Genomic DNA, 20,238 nt, shown 5'->3' with positions numbered 1-20,238 from the left:
CTCCGACCTGTGGAGTGAAAAACGCAGACGCGCTGAATCAGTCATGCAGCGATGCAACGGTTTTACGGTTGAACCAGTACCACGCCAGGATGCCCGCGGCGCCGATGGCGGCCAGCAACAGGGCGTTGTACGGCATCGGCACCACCCGCATGATCAGCACGGTCAGCCCGGCGCCCACGCCCAGGGAAACTTCCTTGATGAACATGTTGTTCTGCTTGACGGAGAAGTAGTCGAGGTAACTGAACGCGCACTCGGCGAGGGACAGCAGCGCGACCCAGATCAGCGCGCCGACCAGCGTCTGCACGTGGAATGCGGCGGGCGAGGAAAGCACGGCAAAACCGCCGGCGATGATGCCGATTACGGCAAGCACCTTGAAGCGCCCGGTGCGCTCGATCAGTTTCATCATCGGCACCTGGGCGAAGACCACCACCGCGCTGTTGAGGATCAGCATCAAACCGTACCAGGACGGCAGCTCGCCGGTCTCACGCAGGATCGCCTGGGGCAGGATCGAAAACACACCGAACAGCTTGATGCCCATGATGACGCCGGCGATCACCCACGGCAGTTTGTTGCGCCAGCCGCTGCCGTCAACGGTGACCGCAGCGGCGGTCACCGGCTGGGTGGTGAAGGTCGCCCCCGCGGCGATCGGCAGGCACAGCAGGACGAACGCCGCCGCACCCAGGAAAAACATGCTGGGAGTCAGCAGCGGCGAAAGCAGAATCAGGCCGGCCAGCAGGCTGCCCATGTTCATGGCGACGCGGTTGTAGGCAGCCCCTTCCTTGGTCTGCGCCGCTTCGCTCTTGATCAGGTAACCGGCAATCGCGATGCCGTAGGCGAACAAGGCAGCGGCGAACATCACCACGCCCTGGTTGCTGGTCACGGCCAGCAGCACCAGCCCGAGGGCGGCGCACGACAAGGTAACGCTCAGGGAGCGACGCCCCAGCACCAGCAAGGTCAACGGCAGGAGCAACAGCAAGGCCCGGTACCCCAGGGCGAGGATGCTGTTGGTGGCGGTGTCCAGCCACACGTTGGCCTTGCCCAGCACCGCGAACAGCGACACGGCGGTGATAATCCGGATCAGGAACAGGCGGACGTTGATCACCGGCTTGGCGACGGCGGCCGTTGTTTGCACACTCATGCAACACCTCTGGAACCAGCGATTGCACAGGCGACGAACGCCGACAATCTGGGTAGTCTGTGAGGTGATGGTAGAGAGAGCCGTTTGTTTTCATCAGAGTAAGTTCGTATAGAATCGAACGAACTTTACTGCCAAAAGGACCAGTAAAATGCAGGTGCAGCGCGCGGTGATCGCCGCCTTCGAGTTCCAGCCGGGGGTGCCGCTGGTCCAGCAGATCGTCGATCAATTGACGGTAGCCATCAGCCAGGGCGGGCTGCCTCACGGCTCGCGACTGCCGCCGATTCGCGAACTCTCCGAGCTGATGAACGTCGGCAAATCCACGGTGGTAGATGCGCTGGATCGCTTGCGGGCCAAGGGCCTGGTGGTGTCGCGCCAGGGTTCAGGGCATTACGTGCACCGCTCCACACTGACGATCAAGCCTGATGCCGGCCCGGACCTGCAACCCCAGGACACCTTGAGCGTGGTGCGCCGCGCGGTGCTGCAGGACACCGGCGCCCTGCGTCCCGGCGCAGGCTTCCTGCCGTCTTCCTGGTTGCCCGCCGAAGAACTGCTCAAGGCGGTGCGCGGCACCCTGCGCGCCGCTTCGCTGCAAATGGGCGAATACGGTGTCGCCGCCGGTTACCTGCCCTTGCGCGAGGCATTGCGGGTCAAACTGGCGGCGATCGGCATCGAAGTGCCGGTGGACCAGATCGTCACCACGGCCAACACCGTGCAGGCCATCGACATGCTCATGCGCCTGCTGGTCAAGCCCGGCGACACGGTGCTGCTCGATGACCCGTGCTACATCACCATGCACACCAATCTGGCGTTGCACGGTGCCCGCGTCATCACCATCCCCCGCGGCGCCGACGGCATGGACATGGAGGCCTTCGAGCATCTGGTGAACAGCCAGCGCCCCGTGCTGTACATGACCAATAACGTCCTGCATAACCCGACCGGACACTCGTTCTCCCCGGCCCAGGTGTATCGCCTGCTGGAGTTGAGCCATCGCTATGGCTTCCATATCGTCGAAGACGATTTGTATTGCGACCTGCAACAGCGCATGACCCCGCGCCTGGCGGCGGGCGGGCTGGACAATGTCACTTACATCTCCGGCTTCTCCAAGACCCTGACCGCCAACAGCCGCGTCAGCTATGCCGTGCTGTCACCCCAACTGGCGGCGCGCATGGTCACCCTGAAAATGGCCTGCGGCGGCATGACCTCGGAGCTGGCAGAACAGATCGTCTGCACCATGCTCAGCGATGGCAGCTACGCCAAGCACACCCGACGCACCGTGGACCGGCTCTACGAATCGAGCAGCCGCGTGTCCGGCTGGCTGATCGAGGCCGGTTGCTCGGTGTCATCGCTCCCCCACGAAGGCTTGTACATCTGGACACGCCTGCCGGAGGGGCTGCATGCCGAAACGCTGGCGAGAAAAGGCATGGACATCGACCTGGTGCTGGCACCCGGCACCCTACTGAGCAAGGCCCCGCAGGCGAGCCAGTTCATGCGCTTCAATGTGGCGCACAGTGATAATTTCCAGGTGCGGGAGCGGTTTTTTCGGTTGCTTGCCAGTTGACCTGAATGTTCTTGATCACGGCATAAAGCCCCGCGTTTCTCGATGAAAGCGGGGCTTTCAAGGCGTATTACTTGTTCAAACCACTGCCAGTCGATCAACCATATCCGGGAATTTCTCCACCAGCCTGATCAACAGAGCGGCCTGGGCATTGGGTTTCGATTTTTCCTGCTCCCAGTTTCTCAGCGTACCGGGACTGGTTCTGATTCGTCTGGCAAAAACTGCCTGGGACATATGAAGCCTCTCCCGCAGCGCAACTATCTCCTGCGCCCCGACCTCGGGAGCAGGGATGTCTTCGATGCAGGTATTGCGCAACGTAATCTTGCCTTCGCGTTGAGCTGCCATCTCATCAACGCCCTGCATCAGCTCTGCAAACAGGTCGCGCTTTTTCATGGGGTACCTCGATTTTTCAACTCTGTCTCTATGGCTTTCTTGAGTGCCTTCTCTTGATCGGCAGTCAAGTTCTCAACCTCATCCTTGTCATAAATTGCAAACATCCAGAACTGACCATCATTCATAAGCCAATAATAGATAACCCGCAAGCCACCTCGCTTGCCCTTGCTTCTGCGCTCATCGGCCCACCTAAGCTTGCGAAAACCGCCCGTACGGGGCATGACAACACCTGACTCAGGGTTCTGCAGCATGTGTGTTTGCAGCGCACGATACTCGTCATCAGTCAGATAATTGCCAACTGAAGCCGTGAATGATGAGGTCTCGAAGAATAGGGTTCGCATGCACAAACTATAAGCAAATCGCTTATAGATAGACAAGTGACGATCCGTACATCTGACGAACTGCCCCTCACTGCTACGCGAAGCAATCATCGCGAGCAGGCTCGCTCCCACAGAGGCTTTGCGTCGTGCAAAACAGTTCGGGCATTCCCCCAAGGAACACCCAACAAAAAACCCCGCACCTTCTCTCGAAGGGCGGGGTTTTTCTTTGCCGCTGCCTGCGCTTAGTGCGCGTACGTCAGCAGCAATTCGGTCGGCACTTTGAAGTCCACGGACATCATCACGCTCAACGCGGTAATGGTGAAGATCGAGAACACGAACAGCTTGCGTGCCCAGACCGTGTCATCCACTGCCTTGTAGCCGGTCCAGGCCATGTACAGCCAGTACATGCCCATGGCGGCGGCGACGGCGAGGTAGCTCATGCCGGCGTAGCCGCTGAAGGTCAGCATCAAGGTCGCCACGAGGAAGGCCAGGATGTAGATCAGGATGTGCTTCTTGGCCACTTGAATCCCGCGCTTCACTGGCAGCACCGGAATCGAGGCGGCCAGATAATCGTTGAAGCGGAAGATCGCGATGGCATAGGAATGCGGCATCTGCCACAGGCTGAACATCACCAGCAGGGTCAGCGCGGCCATGTCGAAGGTGTTGCTCACCGCAACGTAGCCGATTACCGGTGGCATCGCCCCCGACAGGCTGCCCACCAGCGTGCCGTGAACCGACTTGCGCTTGAGGTACAGGCTGTAGAAGCCGACGTAGATGATGAAGCCGATCACGGCGAACAACGCCGCCAGTGGATTGGCCACGGTGTACAGCAACGCAACGCCGGCGACACCCAGGACGGTCGCATAGACCAGCGCCAGTTTCAGGGAGATCAGGCCCTGGACCAACGCCCGGTTCTTGGTGCGTTCCATCTTCAGGTCGATGTCGCGGTCGATGCAGTTGTTGAACACGCAACCGGAAGCGACGACCAGGGACGTACCGATCATGGCGGCCAGGAACACGGCCAGATCGATATGCCCCTTGGAGGCCAGGAAAAATCCGCCTGCCACTGAAAGCACGTTACCGAAAATGATCCCCGGTTTGGTGATTTGGATAAAGTGCTTCAAGGACATCCGGACTTACCTCACTTCGCCATCATGAACGTGTGGATGCTGAACATGATCCACAGCGACAGGCCAACCAGCAGGACAATCACGATCGCGGCAAAAACAAACGCGATCACGTTGTTACGCTGCGCCTGCGAACGGTCCAGGTGCAGGAAGTACACCAGGTGCACCAGCACCTGGATCACGGCGAACGCCAGGACGATCATCAGGGTGATCGACTTCGGCAGTGTCGGGTACATCACCAGACCAAATGGAATCAGGGTCAGGATCACCGACAGGATGAAGCCAATGGCGTAGGACTTGACGCTGCCGTGACCGGCTTCGTCGTGGCCATTGTGGGAATGAGCTGGGTTAGCCATTTACATAGTCCCCATCAGGTAAACAACGGTGAATACGCAGATCCAGACCACGTCCAGGAAGTGCCAGAACAGGCTCAGGCAGCTCAGACGGGTCTTGTTGGTCGCCGTCAGGCCGTTTTTCTGCACCTGATACATCATGATCGCCATCCAGATCAGACCGCTGGTCACGTGCAGACCGTGGGTGCCGACCAGGGTGAAGAACCCGGACAGGAAGCCGGAACGGCTAGGGCCGTAGCCTTCGGAGATCAGCAGGTGGAACTCGTTGATCTCCATGCCGATGAAGCCCAGGCCGAACAGGAAGGTCATGCCCAACCAGCCCAGCACCTGCTTCTTGTTGCCACGGAAGAACGCCAGCATGGCGAAGCCGTAGGTGATCGAACTGAACAGCAGCAGAGCGGTTTCGCCCAGTACGTATGGCAGTTCGAAGATGTCGTGGCCCGACGGGCCACCCGCTACGTTGTTAACCAGTACCGCGTACACCGCGAAGATCGACGCAAACAGAATGCAGTCGGTCATCAGGTAGAGCCAGAAACCGAATACGGTCATCTCGCCCGAGTCGTGGTGATGGTCATCGTGCCCATGTTCATCGACATGGGTGTGTCCAGCATTGGTCACTAAGTTCGACATGGTTTAAGCCTGTTCCAACGAGGTTTCAACACGGGTGGCGGTGGCCGGGATTTTCCCTGCCGCAACCAGACGCTTGTGCTGCTCGGCTTCGATGCGCTCGATCACGTCGACCGGCACCATATAGCCTTGATCATCACGGGCCGCGTGGATCGCGAAATAGATCACGGTGCCAGCCAGACTGGCGATCGCCAGCCACCAGATGTGCCAGATCATCGCGAAACCGAACACGGTCAGCAGAGCGCCCATGACCACACCGGTAGCGGTGTTGTTTGGCATGTGGATCGGCGAGTACTTGGCCGGAGCCTGGTACGCAGTACCGTTTTCCTTGGCTTCGGTGAACGGATCGACCACGTCGGCTTTTGGCAGTACGGCGAAGTTGTAGAACGGTGGTGGCGACGAAGTCGACCATTCCAGGGTATGGGCATTCCACGGGTCACCGTGTTCGCACATGTTCTCTGGCTTGTTGCGGTCACGCACACTCACGTAGAGCTGGATCAGCTGGCAGGCGATGCCCACGGCGATCAGGATCGCACCGAACATGGCCACGTACAGGTACGGCACCCACTCAGGGTTGGTGGTGGCGTTCAGACGACGGGTCATGCCCATGAAGCCCAGGACATAGAGCGGCATGAACGCGACGAAGAAGCCGGTGATCCAGAACCAGAACGCTGCCTTGCCCCAGCCTTCGTGCAGCTTGAAGCCGAACGCTTTCGGGAAGTAGAAGGCGAAACCGGCGATGTAGCCGAATACCGCGCCGCCGATGATCACGTTGTGGAAGTGCGCGATCACGAACAGGCTGTTGTGCAGAACGAAGTCGGCACCCGGAATGGCCAGCAGTACGCCGGTCATGCCGCCGATGGCGAATGTCACCATGAAGCCCAGGGTCCACATCACCTGGCTGGTGAAGCGCAGACGGCCCTGATAGATGGTGAACAGCCAGTTGAACAGTTTCACACCCGTCGGGATGGAAATCAGCATCGTCGCCAGGCCGAAGAAGGCGTTGACGCTGGCACCCGAACCCATGGTGAAGAAGTGGTGCAGCCAGACCATGAAGCCCAGGATCGAGATCGCGCCCGAAGCGTAGATCATCGAGTGGTGGCCGAACAGTTTCTTGCCGGTGAACGTCGAGATCACTTCGGAGAAGATACCGAACGCCGGCAGGATCAGGATGTACACCTCAGGGTGGCCCCACGCCCAGAACAGGTTGACGTACATCATCGGATTGCCACCAAGTTCGTTGGTGAAAATGTGGAAATCCATGTAACGGTCAAGCGTCAGCAGTGCCAGGGTAGCGGTCAGGATCGGGAACGAAGCCACGATCAGGACGTTGGCCCAGGTGCAGGTCCAGGTGAAGATCGGCATGTCCATCAGTTTCATGCCAGGGGTACGCATTTTCAGCACGGTGGCCAGGAAGTTGACCCCCGTCAGCGTTGTCCCCAGGCCCGATAGCTGTAGCGCCCAGATGTAGTAGTCCATGCCCACGCCCGGACTGTATTGCAGGCCCGACAGCGGCGGATAGGCAACCCAGCCGGTCTTGGCGAATTCGCCAACGCCCAGGGACAGGTTGATCAGCACCACGCCGGAAACCAGCAGCCAGAAGCTCAGGGAGTTCAGGAACGGGTAGGCAACGTCACGCGCGCCGATCTGCAGCGGCACTGCAAGGTTCATCAGGCCGGTGAAGAATGGCATCGCCATGAAGATGATCATGATCACACCGTGAGCGGTGAAGATCTGGTCATAGTGTTCAGGTGGCAGGTAGCCAGGCGAACCCTCGGTGGCCATGGCCAGTTGGGTACGCATCATGATGGCGTCGGCAAAACCGCGCAGCAGCATGACCATGGCGACGATGATGTACATCACGCCGATTTTCTTGTGGTCGACCGAAGTCAGCCACTCGGTCCACAGGTAGGTCCACTTCTTGAAGTAGGTGATTGCAGCGAACAGCGCCACACCACCGAGCGCGATCATGGCGATGGTCACCATTACGATCGGCTCGTGGAACGGGACCGCTTCCCAACTTAATTTACCAAACATCGTTTACTCCTCTGCCCCGGCAGCTGGATGCGAGTTGTCCATGGCGGCCACTTCTTTCTCTTTCTTCTCGTGGTTCAGTTTCGGACCTGGTTTCATGCCTTCGTACTTGTCGACGATGATCTGGAACAGGTTCGGCGTGACCGAGGAGTAGAGCTCGACCGGGTTGTTCTGGCTCTGCTTGGCCAAGGCTGCGTATTCAGCTTGTTCAAGCTTTTTAGGTGCCTTTTTGACTTCGCTGACCCAGGCGTCGAACTCTTCCTGGGTAGTGGCGGTTGCCTTGAATTTCATGCCGGTGAAACCAGCACCGCTGTAGTTGGCGGAGATGCCTTCCATTTCAGCGTTACGGTCGGCGATCAGGTGCAGCTTGGTCTGCATGCCCGCCATCGCGTAGATCTGGCCGCCCAGGCCCGGGATGAAGAACGAGTTCATCACCGCGTCGGAGGTCACCTTGAAGTTGATCGGGGTGTGCGCCGGGAACACGATCTTGTTAACGGTCGCGATGCCTTGTTCCGGGTAGATGAACAGCCACTTCCAGTCCAGCGCGACCACTTCGATGGTCACAGGCTTGACGTCGGAGTCCAGCGGACGATAAGGGTCCAGCTCGTGGGTCGACTTATAGGTGATGTAACCCAGGGCGATGATGATAAGAATCGGAACAGTCCAGACCGCGATCTCGATCTTGGTGGAGTGGTTCCATTTCGGCGTGTAGGTCGCGTTGGTGTTGGACGCGCGGTACTTCCAGGCGAACAGGAAGGTCATGACGATGACCGGCACCACGACCAACAGCATCAGCAGCGTCGCGGTGATGATCAGGTTTCGCTGTTCCAGGCCAACCTGGCCCGTTGGATTGAGCAAGGTCATGTTGCAGCCTCCCAGCAACAACGTGCCGAGCAGCGGCACTAGGCCTAGTAATCTGGGGTACCTGTTTTTACTCATCTCACGACCTCTAAAGCGCAATGCAGTTGGGTTTTGATCGCCAACACTTCACCCTGCCAAGGGTTGGCATTTTTTCTTGGATTGAATAAGGGCTGGCCCGTCGCGCGTCAGACGCCGTTCGACAAATCCTGGGCTAGCGGTGAGTTCTTATTCGAATACGTGGTCAAAGGCCTTGTTACAGACCAATTCCATTTGGTGCGGATAGTTGGAAGGCACCGACACCAGGGGACTCGTACGAAGCCATCAGGCCTCTCGATGTCCTATTTCAGCCCGCTCACCGGAGTGAAATCGAGCAGTGCCGGGAATTCAGTGCGGGCGATTGTAGATATATGACGACCCATAAACCATGTCTCATCCCGAAATAATTTATCTCGCTACCGACAACAATTCGTGAAGCTTTTTGCAAAAGTGCGCCATGTTATCGAAATTGATTCTCAACAAAAACACCAAAAAATGTAGGTCTATGGTGCGCAGTTCAGACAGTATCCAGGGTGTCGCACACGGTCATGATCATGCCCAAGCCCCTGTATGACGGGGGCTCTGGCCATTCGCCATAACCTGTTAAAACTGCCTGTTCCGTGAACGCACGAGCGAAATCCCATGGCACCGCACACCCGCATTTTTCTTGCCGGGACGGGTGTAAATACGGCGCTCCGAAATGCCCTGCGACACGCGCGCTGTGACAACATGTCGCACATGCGCAGCCCCCGTTCTTGACGTTCATCAAGGACTTCCCGGACATCCCCTGAAATGCAAAACGCCCCGGCCCCCTCATCGAGGGCCGGGGCGTTTTTTACGCGGATGCTGCGATCGGCTCAGCGCAGCGCCTTGCGATTGCGCGAGGTGAGCAGCGGTACCAGCACCACCACCAGCACGAAGGACAGCAGCGCCCACTGCGCCAGCGACAGGCCGAGGACCGGCGGGTACGGCGTCGAGCAGAAGCCGTCGACCTGGAAGCCCAGCGGGAAGATCTTCGCCAGCGGCAGGTCGTCGACAATCGGTTGCAACACGTCGACACCGCAGCTGACCGCCGGGTAGAACTGCGTGTACACGTGATGCCCGGCCACGGCGACGCCGGCCAGGGCACAGATCACCACCAGGGTCTCGAAAACCGTGATACTGCGACGCGTGCGCATCGCCGCGCCGATAAACGCGAAGATCGCGATCAGCAGCAAAGCATAGCGCTGCAGGATGCACAGCGGGCACGGCGCCTCGCCCAGGACGATCTGCATGTACAACGCACCACCGATCAGCGCCAGGCAGATAATGCCCAGCAGCACCAGATAGCGCCGTTCACGGCCCAACCGCATCGTTTCCTCGCTCATTGCGTTTCCCTTCCAGATATCGAATGACCGCCAGTCTACACGCTGCCCCAGGCCTTGGAGAGCCCGGGACGTGTGCAATGGATGTCGGGAATAAACGATAAGTCTGTTAAGAAAGCATTAACCCGAGGTTACCTTGCGCCCCATTCTTCTGTGGGAGCGGGCTTGCTCGCGATGGACTCAAGACCAGCGCGGGGCGTCAGGTAGCCAGCGTCATCGTTGACGACCATCGCGAGCAGGCTCGCTCCCACAGGGGCTGGTGAAGAAGGCTCATCAGTCGCCGTAGATATCGGACTTGAAGTACTTCTCCGAAATCTTCTGGTACTCACCACTGGCCCGGATGCCGTCGATGGCGCTGTTCAACTGGCTGACCAGCTCGCTGTTGCCCTTGCGCACGGCAATCCCGGCGCCCTCGCCCACGTATTTGGGGTCCTTGAGTTCAGGGCCGACGAAGGCGTAGCCCTTGCCGCGCGGCATCGACAGGAAGTCGTTGAGCGGGATGGTGTCAGCAAAAATCGCATCCAGCCGCCCGGCCGCCAGGTCCATGTAGATCTCTTCGTTGTTGCCATAACGCTTGACGGTGATGCCCATGGGTTCGAACACCTCGGTGGCGTAACGGTCGGTGGTGGTGGCGCGCTGCACACCGACGGTCTTGCCCTTGAGGCTGGCGTACTGGTCATCCACCACCGCGCCTTCCTTCATGACCAGGCGCGAGGAGGTGAAATAGTACTTGTGCGTGAAGTCCACCGACTTCTTGCGATCCTCGTTGATGGTCATGGACGACAGTGCCATGTCGATTTTCTTCACTTTAAGGGAAGGAATCAGACCGTCGAACTCACCTTCGACCCACACGCACTTGACCTGCATCTGCGCGCACAGCGCATTGCCGATGTCGTAGTCGAACCCGACGATTTCGCCCTTGTCGGTTTTCGAGGCGAACGGCGGGTAAGCCGCTTCGATGCCGATGCGCAGGGTTTTCTCGGCGGCGAACAGCGAACTGGACGCCAACAGGCCCAGGGCCAGAGCGGTGATGAGGGGGAATTTCTTCATGTTCGTTCTCTCGCGGGTTGTTGTTGGTTTGGCAAGACAGAAGAAAAAAGCAGGTGCACGGAAAGCCTTTTTTGTACTTATAAATCCATACTGGACTTTTATGTACATGCCGTCAATTGGGGGCGCGGGGGATGGTGGGGCCGGTGGTCGGGTGGCGGCCTGGAGAAATTGTGGTGTGGTCGATGGCCTCATCGCGGGCGAGCCCGCTCCTACAGGGGGTACGCATGGCGTTAATTGGGTGCAGGGTCGGGTAATGAGGGTGTTGCAGAGGTACATCTCGCGAGCAGGCTCGCTCCCACAATGTTCGGTGTACACCGTTCACCTGTGGGAGCGAGCCTGCTCGCGATAGGTTTTTACAGGCGCCGCAGAAACTACTGCTTCCAGCGATCCGCCGCCGAATGATCGCTGTCGCGCCCTTCGACCCAACGCGGCCCGTCGCTGGTGTTTTCCTTTTTCCAGAACGGTGCGCGGGTCTTGAGGTAGTCCATGACGAAGTTGCAGGCGTCGAAGGCGGCCTGGCGGTGGGCGCTGGCGGCGCCGACGAAGACGATCGGCTCGCCCGGTTCCAGGGCGCCGATGCGGTGCAGCACTTCCAGTTTGAGCAGCGGCCAGCGCTGCTCGGCCTCGGCGGCGATCTTGCCGAGTGCCTTTTCGGTCATGCCCGGATAGTGTTCCAGGAACATCCCGGCCACATCGAGGCCGTCGTTGAAGTCACGCACATAACCGACAAAACTGACCACCGCGCCGACGCCGACATTGGCGGCGTGCATGGCGTTGACTTCGGCACCCGGATCGAACGCCGTGGACTGCACGCGAATCGCCATGCCTCAGCCCCCGGTCACGGTCGGAAAGAACGCCACTTCATCGCCGTCGCTCACCGGCTCGTCGAGTTGGCACAGGTCTTCGTTGCGCGCGCACATCAGGTTCTGCTCGCTGAGCACGTCGGCACCGTCACGCTGGGCCAGCAACGCACGCACATCGTCGACCGTGGCGAAGGCCCCTTCGACCTTCACCGAATCGACACCCAGGGCTTCCCGGTAGCGCGCAAAAAACTTCACAGTGACTTTCATGGCTGGTCCGCCTGGTAATGGCCGCTCTTGCCGCCGAGTTTCTCCAGCAGACGCACGCTTTCGATGGTCATGCCACGATCCACGGCCTTGCACATGTCATAAATGGTGAGTGCCGCCACGCTGGCAGCGGTCAGCGCTTCCATCTCTACGCCGGTCTGCCCCGACAGTTTGCAGGTCGCGCGCACATGCACGCGGTCTTCGCCTTCGGCGCTCAGCTCGACTTTCACGCCGGTCAGCATCAACGGATGGCACAGCGGAATCAGATCGCTGGTTTTCTTCGCCGCCTGAATGCCGGCGATGCGCGCCACGGCGAACACGTCGCCCTTGGGATGGCCGCCGTTGACGATCATTTGCAGGGTCGCCGGCAGCATGCGCACCCGCGCCTCGGCCGTGGCCTCACGGAAGGTCACGGACTTTTCGGTAACGTCCACCATGTGGGCGCGACCTTGGGAATCGAGATGAGTCAGCACAGGTTCACTCCTGATCAGGAGCCCCGATTGTAAACCCGCCGGTCAATTTTCCGCACACCTGATTGCAGGTTCAGACCAGGTGCCTGGTTAAAATTTGATCTGGATCAAGCACAAAAAAGCCGGGCGACCCTGCGGCCACCCGGCTTTGCTTGAGGTTACAGATGCGATTCGGCGTATTCGGCCAGGATCGAACGTGGCACCCCTTGCAGGGTGATGTGAACGCCGTTCGGGAAATCCTTGAAGCGCTCGGTCAGGTAGGTCAGCCCGGAGCTGGTCGCGGACAGGTAAGGGGTGTCGATCTGTGCCAGGTTGCCCAGGCACACCACTTTGGAACCGGCACCGGCACGGGTGATGATGGTTTTCATCTGGTGCGGGGTGAGGTTCTGGCATTCGTCGATCAGGATCAGGCTCTGCTGGAAGCTGCGCCCGCGGATGTAGTTGAGGGATTTGAACTGCAACGGCACTTTGCTGAGGATGTAGTCGACGCTGCCATGGGTGCTTTCGTCATCCATGTGCAAGGCTTCGAGGTTGTCGGTAATGGCGCCGAGCCACGGCTCCATCTTTTCCGCTTCGGTGCCGGGCAGGAAACCGATTTCCTGGTCCAGGCCCTGCACGCTGCGGGTGGCGATGATGCGGCGATAGCGCTTGCTGACCATGGTCTGCTCGATGGCCGCCGCCAGGGCCAGGATGGTTTTACCGGAACCGGCGGCGCCGGACAGGTTGACCAGGTGGATGTCCGGATCGAGCAAGGCGAACAGCGCCAGGCTCTGGTAGATGTCACGCGGCTTGAGGCCCCAGGCTTCCTGGTGCAGCAGCGGTTCCTGGTGCAGGTCGAGGATCAGCAGCTGGTCGTTCTCGATCTCCTTGATCCAGCCGACGAAACCCTGTTCGTCGATGATGAACTCGTTGATGTGCACCGCCGGCAGGTTGTCGATCAGTTTCACCTGGTGCCAGGTACGGCCATGGCCCTGGCGGGTTTCGACCTTGCTCACCAGGTCCCAGAACGACCCTTTCATCTCGTGATAGCCGTTGGGCAGCAACGAAACGTCGTCCACCAGTTGGTCGGTGCTGTAGTCCTCGGACGCGATCCCACAAGCGCGAGCCTTGAGGCGCATGTTGATGTCTTTGGTCACCAGCACGACGGGCAGCTTGGGCTGACGCGCATGCAGGTCGACCAATTGGTTGATGATGATGTTGTCGTTGAGGTGCTCGGGCAGAATGATGTTCGGCTCTTCACGCTTGCTCATCAGGATTGACAGCAAGCCTTTGGGGCCACTCTTGCCGCGCTGGATCGGCACACCCAGTTCCACGTCTTCCGGGCTGGCTTCGCCCAGGGTCTTATCGATCAGGCGGATCGCCTGGCGACATTCGGCCGCGACGCTGTGATGCCCGCTCTTGAGCTTGTCCAGCTCCTCAAGCACGGTCATCGGGATCGCGACGTGGTGTTCTTCGAAGTTCAGCAGGGCATTGGGATCGTGAATCAGTACGTTGGTATCGAGTACATAGAGGATTGGCTGGTTGGAGGAAGAACTACGTCCGTGGTCATCCATACTCGGTCACCTTATGTGGGAGCCATTCGACGCAATGCCTTGACGGCGCTGCGCCTCGAAGGGACTGCCGAACTCACCTGCAAGGGATCAAGTGAACTGCACACAAGCTGGGTCTTGGAAGACGCCACCTGTGTCGCAGGTTTCGGCGGTCTGTCTTCGTAATACTCCAAAACACATGACAGAAAAAAGCACTTTGACGCTTTTTTGAAGTTTATTTTTCAGAGTGACGAATAGCCCTTGGCGTGCAGGCAATGTGCCGTTAAAGTCGGAAGTCCGCCTGCATCGAATTTCCTCGCAAAATCGCCCCAAACCCAATGTTTACGGGCGTTCTCCAGATTCAGCGAAACGCATCCTGACAGTCTTCCCAACCGATCCCGCTGGGCGCCGTTTGCGTGATCAGCCAGGGCAGCGCCGTTTTTACGCCGTCCTGCTTGACGTTGAAGTTGATCACCCCGTGTCGCCACAGCAGCATCAGGGTCAGCACCCGCTGGGCGCTCTGACTGGCCTTGAGTTTGCCGGCGCCATCCTGGGCGTCGATATCCCACAGCGCCACCTGCAAGCCCTGGGCGCTGAAGAAGCCGGCGGCGTCCGAACGGCGCTGGCCATCGGGTGGACGGAACAGCGGCACATAGTTTTCGGGCAACTTGCTTTTCACCAGTTCGGCGCTGCGCCGCACCGAGTCCTGCCAGTCCTGCCAGTGGCTGTGGGACCGGAACTCCCAGCCTTGCACGCCGATGCATTGCGTGGAATAGGTGGCCTGCAGGCTGCTGACCGAACGGTCGCCCAGGCGCGCCTGAATGTCTTTGCCGAGCACGAAGAATGTACCGGTCAGGTTGCTCCTGCGCAGGTAATCGGCGACCCAGTCGGTGTTGTCCGGCGCGGCGTTGGCGCCGCTGTCGAAGGTCAACAGGAACAGACGGTCGTGCATCGCCTCGCCATTGCGTTCGTAGTCGCCGAAACGATCGACTTCGCTGCTGGTCTGCGGGAACAGCGCGGCCTTGCGCAGTTGTTCGTCGAGGTACTGCGCGTGGAACAGCCGGCTCGGCTCGGCCCACTTGATGTAGTAGCTGTCTTCGCTGATCTGGAACTTCTGCGCCTGCTCGCGCAGGGTGGCCATGTCCTCGACCAGGAAACAGAAAGAAGCGTCCTGGTCGCAGCTCTTCTGCGCATGGTTGTAGTTGTCCAGCAGACGCTGCCAGTAACGCTCGCGCAGGCGGTTGACCGCCTCCATATTAATGGTGCGCAGTCCCAGGCGCTGGGCCAGGCTGGCCTCGTCCAGGGATTCGCTGGCCCACAGCACCCGCGCGAACATGAGGATTTCCGCGCGCGAGGCGACGTCGAACAGCGTCGGATTGCTGAGCTGCTCGGGCCAGGTGCTGCGATCGAGCGTCGCGACATCGCCCGGCGCCGCCACCGCACCGAAACTCAACAACCAGGCGAAAACTACCAAACCGATACGCAATGGGATGTCTCCATAACAAAACCCGCGCGGCACTATAGCTGATAGTGCCCTTATTGCCGCAGCACAGACGAACTCCCCTGTAGGAGCGAGCTTGCTCGCGATGGCATTGGGGCAGCCTCCATTGGTGTGTCTGACACACCGCCATCGCGAGCAAGCTCGCTCCTACAGGGATCTGATTGACTCAGGGATTGTGGCCGATCATCACCTATCACCTCGATAGCTGGAGTCATCCCCCACAACCCCCTAGAATCGCCCCCACGATTAAAGGAGACGATTTCATGCTGATGGTGATTTCCCCCGCCAAGACCCTCGATTACGAAACACCGCCGGCGACCCAGCGCTTTACCCAGCCGCAGTACCTCGACCATTCCCAGGAGCTGATTCTGCAATTGCGCGAAATGACGCCGGCGCAGATCAGCGAGTTGATGCACGTTTCCGACAAGATCGGCGGCCTCAACGCCGCGCGATTCGGCAGCTGGACCCCAGCATTCACCCCGGAAAACGCCAAGCAGGCCCTGCTGGCCTTCAAGGGTGATGTGTATACCGGCCTGAACGCCCAGACCTTCAGCGAAGCCGATTTCGACTACGCCCAGCAACACCTGCGCATGCTCTCGGGCCTGTATGGCCTGCTGCGCCCACTGGACCTGATGCAGCCGTATCGCCTGGAAATGGGCACCAAGCTGGCCAATGCCCGTGGCAAGGACCTGTACGCCTTCTGGGGCACACGGATCAGCGAATGGCTGAACGAAGCCCTGGCCGACCAGGGTGACGATGTGCTGCTGAACCTGGCCTCCAACGAGTATTTCTCGGCGGTCAAACGCAACGCCTTGAACGCACGCATCATCAACACCGAGTTCAAGGACCTGAAGAACGGTCAGTACAAGATCATCAGCTTCTACGCGAAAAAGGCCCGAGGCATGATGAGCCGCTTCGTTATAGAAGAGCGCATCAACGATCCGGCGCACCTCAAGCAATTCGATGTCCAGGGCTATCGCTACAGCGCCGAACAGTCAAAACCGGACAGTCTGGTGTTCCTTCGCGATCACGCCGAAGAATAACGCACCAACCTGGCGCACGACCGCGAAATCCCCGTCGTGCGCCCTCTTCTCCTCCTCGCGAAATCCTTCCCGCCGCTCGTCAGCATTTTGACGACAAAAAACCGTCTGTCGGCTTTTTAACTTTAGTTTCACTCGACTCAGGGCATTTTTTTCAGTAGTGGCACTGAAAATAATTCTCAGTAGTGGCACAAAAATATCTCACGCATTTATGGCCCCGTGTAACAAGGACGAGACAGCAAGTGCCATCAATTTGAAAGTAGTGCCATCTTTTTCAATATTTCAAGAAATTTCAGAATTCGCGATGGGTGGGTCGGAACTTCATCCAAATGCATAGCTCATACCACCGGTAGCGATTATCTCTGGATATGTACGAGATAACTTACGTAGAGACGCGACGTGAATGGTGAAACTGTCACATCAACTTCGCCACAGTAATAACGGATCTGCGCAAGACCTGCAGCAAAGGAGATAAGGCATCACTGCCATCACCTATATGGCCAAGACTGCGCCCCAGTAAACGTGCTCTCCCGAGCACCACAACCCTTGATTCACGGGCCTTGCGCCTGGTATCGAGTGTTGACGAGTTTTGCCCGAATAACCTCGAACACGAGGACTCGGCTACATAACGGGGCAAGTCATAACAACAAGGCCTAGTTGCGCACACCTTGAGTGCACTTATTTAGACACTCGGAACTTATATGCCTGCACACGGCACTGCGACGCCTGTCAGCCGCACTTCCGAGTGCACTAGTACCGCTGAACACCATTAACTCCGGCCATGTAATGGCTAGATTAAACACAGAGGAAAATGCGATGCGCATCAGCATATTTGGTTTGGGTTACGTCGGTGCAGTCTGTGCCGGTTGCCTGTCTGCTCGGGGCCATGACGTGGTTGGCGTCGATGTCGCCAAGGACAAGATCGACATGATCAACGCCGGTAAATCGCCGATCGTTGAACCTGGTCTTGGGGAACTGCTGGCTAAGGGCATCGAAACCGGCCGTCTGCGCGGTACGACCAACTTCGCCGAGGCGATTCGCGATACCGACCTGTCGATGATCTGCGTCGGCACGCCGAGCAAGAAGAACGGCGACCTGGAACTGAACTACATCGAAGCGGTATGCCGCGAAATCGGTTTTGTCCTGCGTGAAAAATCCACCCGTCACACCATCGTCGTGCGCAGCACCGTGCTGCCGGGCACCGTCGCAAACGTTGTCATCCCGATCCTCGAAGATTGCTCGGGCAAGAAAGCCGGCGTCGATTTCGGCGTGGCCGTAAACCCTGAGTTCCTGCGTGAAAGCACCGCGATTGCCGACTACGATCTGCCACCGATGACCGTCATCGGCGAGTTCGACAAGGCGTCGGGCGACGTCCTGCAATCGCTGTACGAAGAACTCGACGCGCCGATCATCCGCAAGGACATCGCCGTCGCCGAGATGATCAAGTACACCTGCAACGTCTGGCACGCCGCCAAGGTGACCTTCGCCAACGAGATCGGCAACATCGCCAAGGCCGTCGGCGTCGATGGTCGCGAAGTGATGGACGTGGTCTGCCAGGACAAGACCCTGAACCTGTCCCAGTACTACATGCGCCCAGGCTTCGCCTTCGGCGGCTCCTGCCTGCCCAAGGACGTGCGCGCCCTGACTTACCGCGCCGGTTCCCTGGACGTGGAAGCACCGCTGCTGAACTCGCTGATGCGCAGCAACGAGGCCCAGGTACAGAACGCCTTCGACATCGTCTCCAGCCATGACAAACGCAAAGTCGCCCTGCTGGGCCTGAGCTTCAAGGCCGGCACCGATGACCTGCGCGAAAGCCCGCTGGTGGAGCTGGCCGAAATGCTGATCGGCAAGGGCTTCGACCTGAAGATCTACGACAGCAACGTCGAATACGCCCGCGTCCACGGCGCGAACAAGGACTACATCGAGTCGAAGATCCCTCACGTTTCGTCCCTGCTCAACGCTGACTTCGACGATGTCATCAACAACTCCGACGTGATCATCCTCGGTAACCGTGACGAGAAATTCCGCGCCCTGGTGCAGGAAGTCCCGCACGGCAAGCAGGTGATCGACCTGGTCGGCTTCATGTCCAAAGCCACCAGCGCCAACGGTCGCGCCGAAGGGATCTGCTGGTAAAGCAACCTTCCCTGTAGGAGCGAGCTTGCTCGCGATGGTCGCCAACGATGACGCTGGCAACCTGACACCCAGCGGTGTTCTCAGGTTCATCGCGAGCAAGCTCGCTCCTACAGGTTCCACGGATCGAGACGGATGCAAACTATGCACAGGCTAAAGCACGGCCTACTTCAGGCCGCCGGTTGGCTGTTCTACTTGAGTCTCCTGATGGGTATCGCCACGGCGTTGCCCACGTCCACGTTCGACTCCGAGTCGAAGGACTTCATTTTCCTGATCGGTATCGTCGGTATCTGGCGCTACTCGATGGGCGCCACGCACTTTGTGCGCGGCATGCTGTTTCTGTACGTGGTCTACCCGCATCTGCGGCGCAAAGTGCGCAAGCTGGGCAAGGCGGCGGACCCGTCCCATGTGTTCCTGATGGTCACCAGCTTCCGCATCGACGCGCTGACCACCGCCCAGGTCTACAGCTCGGTGATCCGCGAGGCCATCGACTGCGGCCTGCCGACCACCGTGGTCTGCTCGATCGTCGAAATGTCCGATGAACTGCTGGTGAAAAGCCTGTGGAACCGGATGAACCCGCCAGAGCGGGTCAAACTCGACTTCGTGCGTATTCCCGGCACCGGCAAGCGCGACGGCCTGGCCTACGGTTTCCGCGCCATCTCCCGCCACCTGCCGGATGACCGTGCCGTGGTCGCGGTGATCGACGGCGACACCGTGCTCGCCGAAGGCGTGGTGCTCAAGACCGTGCCGTGGTTCCAGATGTTCGGCAACGTCGGCGGCCTGACCACCAACGAATTCTGCGAAGTGCGCGGCGGCTACATCATGAGCGAGTGGCACAAGCTGCGCTTCGCCCAGCGTCACATCAACATGTGCTCCATGGCCCTGTCCAAGCGCGTACTGACCATGACCGGACGGATGTCGGTGTTCCGCGCCTCCGTGGTCACCAACCCGGATTTCATCGCCGACGTGGAAAGCGACTCGCTGCAACACTGGCGCCTGGGCCGCTTCAAGTTCCTGACCGGTGATGACAAGTCGAGCTGGTTCAGCCTGATGCGCCTGGGCTACGACACCTTTTACGTGCCGGACGCGGCGATCCACACCGTGGAACACCCGCCGGAGAAGAGCTTCATCAAGGCCAGCCGCAAGCTGATGTTCCGCTGGTACGGCAACAACCTGCGGCAGAACTCCCGCGCCCTGGGCCTGGGGATGAAACGCCTCGGCGCGTTCACCTCGCTGGTGCTGTTCGATCAGCGCGTGTCGATGTGGACGTCCCTGCTGGGCCTGACCGTGGCGCTGCTCGCCAGCTTCAAGTACGGCACCGCGTTCATCCTGGTGTACCTGCTGTGGATCGGCATCACCCGCCTGATCCTGACCCTGTTGCTGTCCTGTTCCGGTCACCGGATCGGCCCGGCTTACCCGGCGATTCTCTATTACAACCAGATCGTTGGCGCGCTGGTGAAGATCTACGTGTTCTTCCGCCTCGACCAACAGTCCTGGACTCGCCAACCCACTTCTCTGTCCCGTGATCTCGCCAGCTTTCAACGTTGGTTCAACACCTGGTCGTCTCGGACCATGACCTTCTCTGCCGGCAGCATCTTTGTCGCCGTGCTGCTGATGATGGTCTGACCGAACTCGCCTGAATT

At 59.3% G+C, this 20,238-nt stretch carries 19 protein-coding genes; 4 read left to right on the top strand and 15 right to left on the bottom strand.

Annotation, left to right across the window (positions count from 1 at the left end; genetic code table 11):
* Positions 1-37: 37 nt before the first annotated feature.
* The gene (locus ABVN20_RS18560) at positions 38-1,138 is read right to left on the bottom strand and encodes a hypothetical protein (protein WP_368557158.1); all 1,101 of its coding nucleotides are present in this window, start codon (positions 1,136-1,138) and stop codon (positions 38-40) included.
* Between the two features lie 148 nt (positions 1,139-1,286).
* Here ABVN20_RS18560 and ABVN20_RS18555 point away from each other — a divergent pair, with 148 nt between their 5' ends.
* On the top strand, positions 1,287-2,696 hold the full coding sequence (locus ABVN20_RS18555) for a PLP-dependent aminotransferase family protein (protein WP_368557157.1): 1,410 nt from the start codon (positions 1,287-1,289) through the stop codon (positions 2,694-2,696).
* A 75-nt stretch (positions 2,697-2,771) separates the two neighbouring features.
* On the opposite strand, the gene ABVN20_RS18550 is transcribed toward ABVN20_RS18555, so the two are convergent.
* The 14 genes from ABVN20_RS18550 to ABVN20_RS18485 form a co-directional block, all read right to left on the bottom strand.
* Positions 2,772-3,086 (bottom strand): helix-turn-helix domain-containing protein, encoded by a 315-nt coding sequence (locus tag ABVN20_RS18550; RefSeq protein WP_368557156.1) that lies wholly within the window; start codon positions 3,084-3,086, stop codon positions 2,772-2,774.
* Positions 3,083-3,427 (bottom strand): toxin, encoded by a 345-nt coding sequence (locus ABVN20_RS18545; RefSeq protein WP_368557726.1) that lies wholly within the window; start codon positions 3,425-3,427, stop codon positions 3,083-3,085. Before ABVN20_RS18545 ends, ABVN20_RS18550 begins: the two co-directional genes overlap by 4 nt.
* 221 nt (positions 3,428-3,648) lie before the next feature.
* Positions 3,649-4,536: a heme o synthase gene (gene cyoE / locus ABVN20_RS18540; protein ID WP_368557155.1), complete on the bottom strand. Its 888-nt coding sequence runs from the start codon at positions 4,534-4,536 to the stop codon at positions 3,649-3,651.
* Between the two features lie 11 nt (positions 4,537-4,547).
* On the bottom strand, positions 4,548-4,889 hold the full coding sequence (cyoD, locus tag ABVN20_RS18535; protein ID WP_368557154.1) for a cytochrome o ubiquinol oxidase subunit IV: 342 nt from the start codon (positions 4,887-4,889) through the stop codon (positions 4,548-4,550).
* Positions 4,890-5,516 (bottom strand): cytochrome o ubiquinol oxidase subunit III, encoded by a 627-nt coding sequence (locus ABVN20_RS18530; RefSeq protein ID WP_368557153.1) that lies wholly within the window; start codon positions 5,514-5,516, stop codon positions 4,890-4,892.
* Between the two features lie 3 nt (positions 5,517-5,519).
* Entirely contained in the window at positions 5,520-7,550 is a 2,031-nt protein-coding gene (cyoB, locus tag ABVN20_RS18525; RefSeq protein ID WP_368557152.1) for a cytochrome o ubiquinol oxidase subunit I, read from the bottom strand.
* Between the two features lie 3 nt (positions 7,551-7,553).
* Positions 7,554-8,486: a ubiquinol oxidase subunit II gene (gene cyoA, locus ABVN20_RS18520; protein ID WP_368557151.1), complete on the bottom strand. Its 933-nt coding sequence runs from the start codon at positions 8,484-8,486 to the stop codon at positions 7,554-7,556.
* 815 nt (positions 8,487-9,301) lie between these two features.
* Positions 9,302-9,811, bottom strand: a complete 510-nt coding sequence (locus ABVN20_RS18515; protein ID WP_368557150.1) for a disulfide bond formation protein B — start codon at positions 9,809-9,811, stop codon at positions 9,302-9,304.
* Between the two features lie 270 nt (positions 9,812-10,081).
* Positions 10,082-10,858, bottom strand: coding sequence for an ABC transporter substrate-binding protein (locus ABVN20_RS18510; protein WP_368557149.1), 777 nt, complete (start codon positions 10,856-10,858; stop codon positions 10,082-10,084).
* Between the two features lie 371 nt (positions 10,859-11,229).
* On the bottom strand, positions 11,230-11,682 hold the full coding sequence (moaE, locus tag ABVN20_RS18505; RefSeq protein ID WP_368557148.1) for a molybdopterin synthase catalytic subunit MoaE: 453 nt from the start codon (positions 11,680-11,682) through the stop codon (positions 11,230-11,232).
* A 3-nt stretch (positions 11,683-11,685) separates the two neighbouring features.
* Positions 11,686-11,928: a molybdopterin converting factor subunit 1 gene (gene moaD / locus ABVN20_RS18500; RefSeq protein ID WP_368557147.1), complete on the bottom strand. Its 243-nt coding sequence runs from the start codon at positions 11,926-11,928 to the stop codon at positions 11,686-11,688.
* Positions 11,925-12,398, bottom strand: coding sequence for a cyclic pyranopterin monophosphate synthase MoaC (moaC, locus tag ABVN20_RS18495; RefSeq protein ID WP_368557146.1), 474 nt, complete (start codon positions 12,396-12,398; stop codon positions 11,925-11,927). Before moaC ends, moaD begins: the two co-directional genes overlap by 4 nt.
* Before the next feature lie 155 nt (positions 12,399-12,553).
* Complete coding sequence (locus tag ABVN20_RS18490) at positions 12,554-13,948, bottom strand: PhoH family protein (protein ID WP_368557145.1); 1,395 nt, start codon at positions 13,946-13,948, stop codon at positions 12,554-12,556.
* A gap of 337 nt (positions 13,949-14,285) precedes the next feature.
* On the bottom strand, positions 14,286-15,410 hold the full coding sequence (locus ABVN20_RS18485; RefSeq protein ID WP_368557144.1) for a polysaccharide deacetylase family protein: 1,125 nt from the start codon (positions 15,408-15,410) through the stop codon (positions 14,286-14,288).
* A 278-nt stretch (positions 15,411-15,688) separates the two neighbouring features.
* On the opposite strand from ABVN20_RS18485, the gene yaaA reads away from it, so the two are divergent.
* From yaaA to alg8, 3 genes are all read left to right on the top strand, one after another.
* The gene (gene yaaA, locus ABVN20_RS18480) at positions 15,689-16,468 is read left to right on the top strand and encodes a peroxide stress protein YaaA (protein WP_368557143.1); all 780 of its coding nucleotides are present in this window, start codon (positions 15,689-15,691) and stop codon (positions 16,466-16,468) included.
* 813 nt (positions 16,469-17,281) lie between these two features.
* Complete coding sequence (locus ABVN20_RS18475; RefSeq protein ID WP_368557142.1) at positions 17,282-18,598, top strand: nucleotide sugar dehydrogenase; 1,317 nt, start codon at positions 17,282-17,284, stop codon at positions 18,596-18,598.
* Between the two features lie 141 nt (positions 18,599-18,739).
* Entirely contained in the window at positions 18,740-20,221 is a 1,482-nt protein-coding gene (gene alg8 / locus ABVN20_RS18470; protein ID WP_368557141.1) for a mannuronan synthase, read from the top strand.
* Positions 20,222-20,238 lie beyond the last annotated feature (17 nt).

Source organism: Pseudomonas sp. MYb118, assembly GCF_040947875.1.
In the GTDB taxonomy this organism is placed as follows: Bacteria; Pseudomonadota; Gammaproteobacteria; order Pseudomonadales; family Pseudomonadaceae; genus Aquipseudomonas.
This window is presented reverse-complemented; position numbering and strand designations above follow the sequence as displayed.